3 protein-coding genes, 1 tRNA gene and 1 pseudogene are annotated in these 4,091 nt (G+C 73.9%); 2 read left to right on the top strand and 3 right to left on the bottom strand.

What is annotated here, in order from left to right; translation table 11 throughout:
• Nucleotides 1-69 precede the first annotated feature (69 nt).
• Nucleotides 70-1,383: an MFS transporter gene (locus HMPREF3159_RS11110; protein WP_070501085.1), complete on the bottom strand. Its 1,314-nt coding sequence runs from the start codon at nt 1,381-1,383 to the stop codon at nt 70-72.
• A 189-nt stretch (nt 1,384-1,572) separates the two neighbouring features.
• Here HMPREF3159_RS11110 and HMPREF3159_RS11115 point away from each other — a divergent pair, with 189 nt between their 5' ends.
• Nucleotides 1,573-2,664 (top strand): ROK family transcriptional regulator, encoded by a 1,092-nt coding sequence (locus HMPREF3159_RS11115; protein WP_083305924.1) that lies wholly within the window; start codon nt 1,573-1,575, stop codon nt 2,662-2,664.
• A gap of 92 nt (nt 2,665-2,756) precedes the next feature.
• On the opposite strand, the gene HMPREF3159_RS11120 is transcribed toward HMPREF3159_RS11115, so the two are convergent.
• Complete coding sequence (locus tag HMPREF3159_RS11120) at nt 2,757-3,488, bottom strand: YggS family pyridoxal phosphate-dependent enzyme (protein ID WP_070501087.1); 732 nt, start codon at nt 3,486-3,488, stop codon at nt 2,757-2,759.
• A gap of 49 nt (nt 3,489-3,537) precedes the next feature.
• Nucleotides 3,538-3,611, bottom strand: a tRNA-Leu gene (locus HMPREF3159_RS11125).
• Nucleotides 3,612-3,675: 64 nt separating this feature from the next.
• Between HMPREF3159_RS11125 and HMPREF3159_RS11130 the strand changes: the two are divergent.
• Nucleotides 3,676-4,091: pseudogene (locus HMPREF3159_RS11130) on the top strand (hypothetical protein); the annotation flags it as partial.

Below are 4,091 nucleotides of genomic sequence, written 5' to 3' on the forward strand. Positions count from 1 at the left end.
CCGTGATGGTCGCGGGCCCTGGCGGCGGGAGCCCGGCGGGGTCGGGCGCCGACGGGAGGCCCGCCGCGCTCAGACGCCGGCCGGGACGACGGGGATCGAGCCGGTGATGGTCTCCTCGTGCTCGCTGAGCACCTGGAGGGTGCGGCGCGAGCGGACCTTCAGCGCGATCAGCGTGGTGACGACCATGGCGAAGCCGGTGCTCGCCAGCACGATCGCGACGACCATCGGCGCTTCGTAGCCGAAGCCCGCGGCGATCACGGCGCCGCCGAGGGTCGCGCCGAGGGCGTTGGCGACGTTGAACGCGGCCTGGTTCATCGAGGCGCCCAGCAGCTCGGAGCGGTGCGCGATGCGGATCATCCAGGTCTGCATCGCGGGGCTCAGCGAGGAGTTCACCAGGTTCGCCGCGAAGAACGCGATGATCAGCGCGGTCAGCGAGGTGTGGGCGACGGCGAAGAGCGCCACGAGCGCGGTGATGTAGAGCGGGAAGCCGATCAGCAGGGTGCCGCGCAGGGAGCGGTCGGTGGTCACGCCGCCCACGACGTTGCCGATCGTCATGCCGAGGCCTGCGGCGGCGAGCACCCACGGCACGGAGCTCTCGGGGGCGCCGGTCACCTGGGTGGTGATGTCGGCGACGTAGCTGAACACGGCGAAGGCGCCGGAGAAGCCGACCGCGGCGATGCCGATGACGATCCACAGCTGGAGGCGCTTGAGGGCCACGAGCTCGTCGACCATGCGGCGGCCGATCGGCTTCTCCTGGTGCGGGACGGTCAGGTAGAGGGCCGCGAAGGTCGCGACGAACACACCGGCCAACAGCAGGTAGACCACGCGCCAGCCGGCCGCCTGGCCGACGGCGGTGAGGATCGGGACGCCGATCAGGTTCGCGACGGTCAGCCCGGACAGGGCGAGCGCGGTGCCCTTGCCCTGGCTGCCGGGGCCCATCAGGGAGGCGGCCAGCAGCGAGGCGACGCCGAAGTAGGCGCCGTGCGGGATGCCGGCGACGAAGCGGGCGAGCACGGTGAGCTCGAAGGTCGGCATCACGCCGGAGAGCAGGGTCCCGACGGCGAGCGCGATCGCGAGCAGCATGATCATCGTGGTGCGGCTCCAGCGCACCGAGAGGAGCGCCAGGGCGGGGGCGCCGACGACGACGCCGAGCGCGTAGGCGGTGATCGCGATGCCGGCGCGGGCGATGCCGTCCTCGGGGTCGGCGGCCATCATCTCGGGCAGCAGGCCGTGGGCGATGCCGGGCAGCAGGCCCATGGAGACGAACTCGGAGCCGCCGATGCCGAAGCCGCCGAGCGCGATCGCGAGGAGGGCGAGGCGGCGGCGAGCAGGGGTGAGCTCGGTGGACGCAGGGCGGGGGGCGCGGGTGAGGGTGAGGGTCATGAGGGGACCTCGGCTGTCGGGAGCGGGCGGGCGGGGACGGGCTCCATCGACCCGGCGCACAGAATAAGCAAACGCTGTTGCGTTAGGTCAAGGGGATGGCGGAGATCTGTTGGATCACACCGGCGCGCGGCACCCCTCCCCTGAGCGCTGCTGCCCGGTCACAGCGCTGTGGCGTGCGAGGATGGCCGGGTGAGACCGACCACCCCGCTGGACCGCATGGCGGGCGCGCACGACGCCGCCGTCCTCGCCGTCGCGCGCCGCGGCGACCCGGTCTCCCGCTCCGCCCTCGCCCAGGAGCTGCAGGTGACCCCGCAGGCGATCTCGAAGATCCTGGCGCGCCTGATGGAGCGCGGCCTCGTCGAGGAGGCCGGCACCGTGACCTCGGGCCCCGGCAAGCCCACGACCCTGTACGAGATCGTCCCCGGCTCGCGCCGTGCGATCGGGCTGCACCTGACCCGCTCGCGGCTCCACTCCGTCGTGGTCGATCTCACCGGGGAGATCCTCGAACGTCGCGAGCTCGAGATCGGCCGCCTCCAGCCGGTGCCCGAGCTGGTCGCCACGCTCGCCGACGAGGCGCGCGCGCTGCAGGACGTCGGCCCGGGGATCCTGCTCGGCGTCGGCGTCGGGATGCCCGGCCCGGTCGACGGGGAGGAGGGCGTCTACCGCGGCACCTCCGACCCCGATCCCTGGCGGGGCGCGCCGATCCGCCGCCTGCTCGCCGAGGAGCTCGGCATGCCGGTGCTGCTGGACCACGACTCCCGCGCGGCGCTGGTGGGCGAGGCCTGGTCCCAGCCCGGGCTGCTCCGCAACGCCGCGCTGCTGCTGGTCGAGGACGGGCTCGGGGCGGCGCTGTGCCTGGACGACCAGATCGTGCGCGGCGCCCACTCCCACGCCGGCGAGATCGGGCACACCGTGGTGCGGATGGACGGGATCCCCTGCCCCTGCGGCCGCCGCGGCTGCGCGCAGACGGAGCACCGGGCCGCGCTCGAGCGAGGGGAGGACGAGCTCGCCGCTCGCATCCTCGCCGAGGTGGTGGTGAACCTGGTGCGCCTGGTGGACGTGGACCGCGTGGTGCTCGGCGGGCGGACCGTCCACGAGCAGCACGAGGCGTCGATGGACGCGATCCGTGAGGCGCTGACCGCCGGGCTCAGCGACGAGTCGTGGGTGCACGTCGAGGTGATGCTCTCCACCCGCGGCATGGACCTGATCGCTGTGGGTGCGGCCTGCGAGGTGCTCGAGCACGAGTACGGTCTGCCGCAGGTGCTCGTCGGCCCCGAGTGACGCGGCGGGCCGGCCCGGTAGGAGGCGTCGGCCCGGAGTGGGCGGCCCGAGGGGCCGGGTCGAGCGCCGGGACGCCGCTCGCCGGAGCCGGGTCAGTCCCGGGGGCCGAAGAGCGCCGAGCCGACGCGCACGATGGTCGCGCCCTCCTCGACGGCGATCTCGAGGTCGCCGCTCATCCCCATCGACAGCTCGGTGAGCTCGGGGATTCCGAGCCGTTCACGCAGCGCGTCGCGCAGCTCGCGCAGGGAGCGCAGCGAGGCGCGCACCGCGGTCTCGTCGCTCGTGTTCGCCCCGATGGTCATCAGGCCGACGGGGCGCAGGTGCTCGCTGCCGCGCAGGCGCTCCACGATCGGCGCGAGCGCTTCGAGGCTCGGGGCATAGCCACCCTTGGACTCCTCGCCGGAGGTGTTGACCTGCACCAGCACGTCGCGGCGGAGGTCCGCGAGCTCGGCCCGGCGCTCCAGGGCGTCGGCGATGTCGTCCCGGTCCACGCTGTGCACGAGCTCGGCGAAGGCGATCACGTCGCGGGCCTTGTTCGTCTGGAGCCGGCCGATGAAGTGCCGGGGCACGCCGTTGCCCGCGAGCAGCGGGTCCTCGTGCTTGGCGATCTCCTGGGCCCGGTTCTCTCCCACCGCGATCCGTCGGCCGCGCTCTTGCAGCAGCTCGATCATCTCCGCGATCTGTGCTGGGGTGCGAGTCTTGGTGGCCAGCAGCAGCGTGATCTCCGCGCCGTCGCGCCCTGCACGGGCCGCGGCGGCATCGATCCGCCCGAGCACCTCGTGGAGGCGGGCGATGAGCTGGGGGTCGGCGGAGGAGGCGGTCATGACCTCCATTGTGGCCGATCCCGGGCGTGCCCGGGACGCGGGCATCCGGTGCCCCCAGCGGGACTCGAACCCGCACTGTGCCGCTTTTAAGGCGGCCGCCTCTGCCGATTGGGCTATGGGGGCGTGCACGCGCCGGCGCTCGCGGTGGTGCGACCGGCGGCGGCGTCACCCTATGCTGGAATGCATCATGACCGCTGTGATCCGGTCCCTCGCGGACTCCCTGCGACGGTTCGGCGACGACCGCCTCGAGGCCCTGCTCGTCGCCCGACCGGATCTCGCCTCGCCCCTGCCCCGGGGGATCGGCCCCCTGGCCGCGCGCGCCGGGGGAAGCACCTCCGCCCGCCGCGCGCTGGACTCCCTCACCCTGCCCGAGCTGCATCTCGTCGAGGCGCTCGCCGTGCTCGAGGACGGCTCCTCCCCCGCCTCGCTCGCCGCCGCGGTCTCCTCCGACCCGGCGACGATCGCCCCGTCCCTCGAGCGGCTGATCACCCTCGCGATCGTGTGGGGCGAGGACGAGCTGCACCTGCTGCGGCCGCTGCGCGACGGCCTGCGCGCCCCGGCCGGGCTCGCCGCCGCGACCGCCGCCGATCCTGACGCCGAGGA

The organism is Brachybacterium sp. HMSC06H03 (genome assembly GCF_001807385.1).
In the GTDB taxonomy this organism is placed as follows: Bacteria; Actinomycetota; Actinomycetes; order Actinomycetales; family Dermabacteraceae; genus Brachybacterium; species Brachybacterium conglomeratum.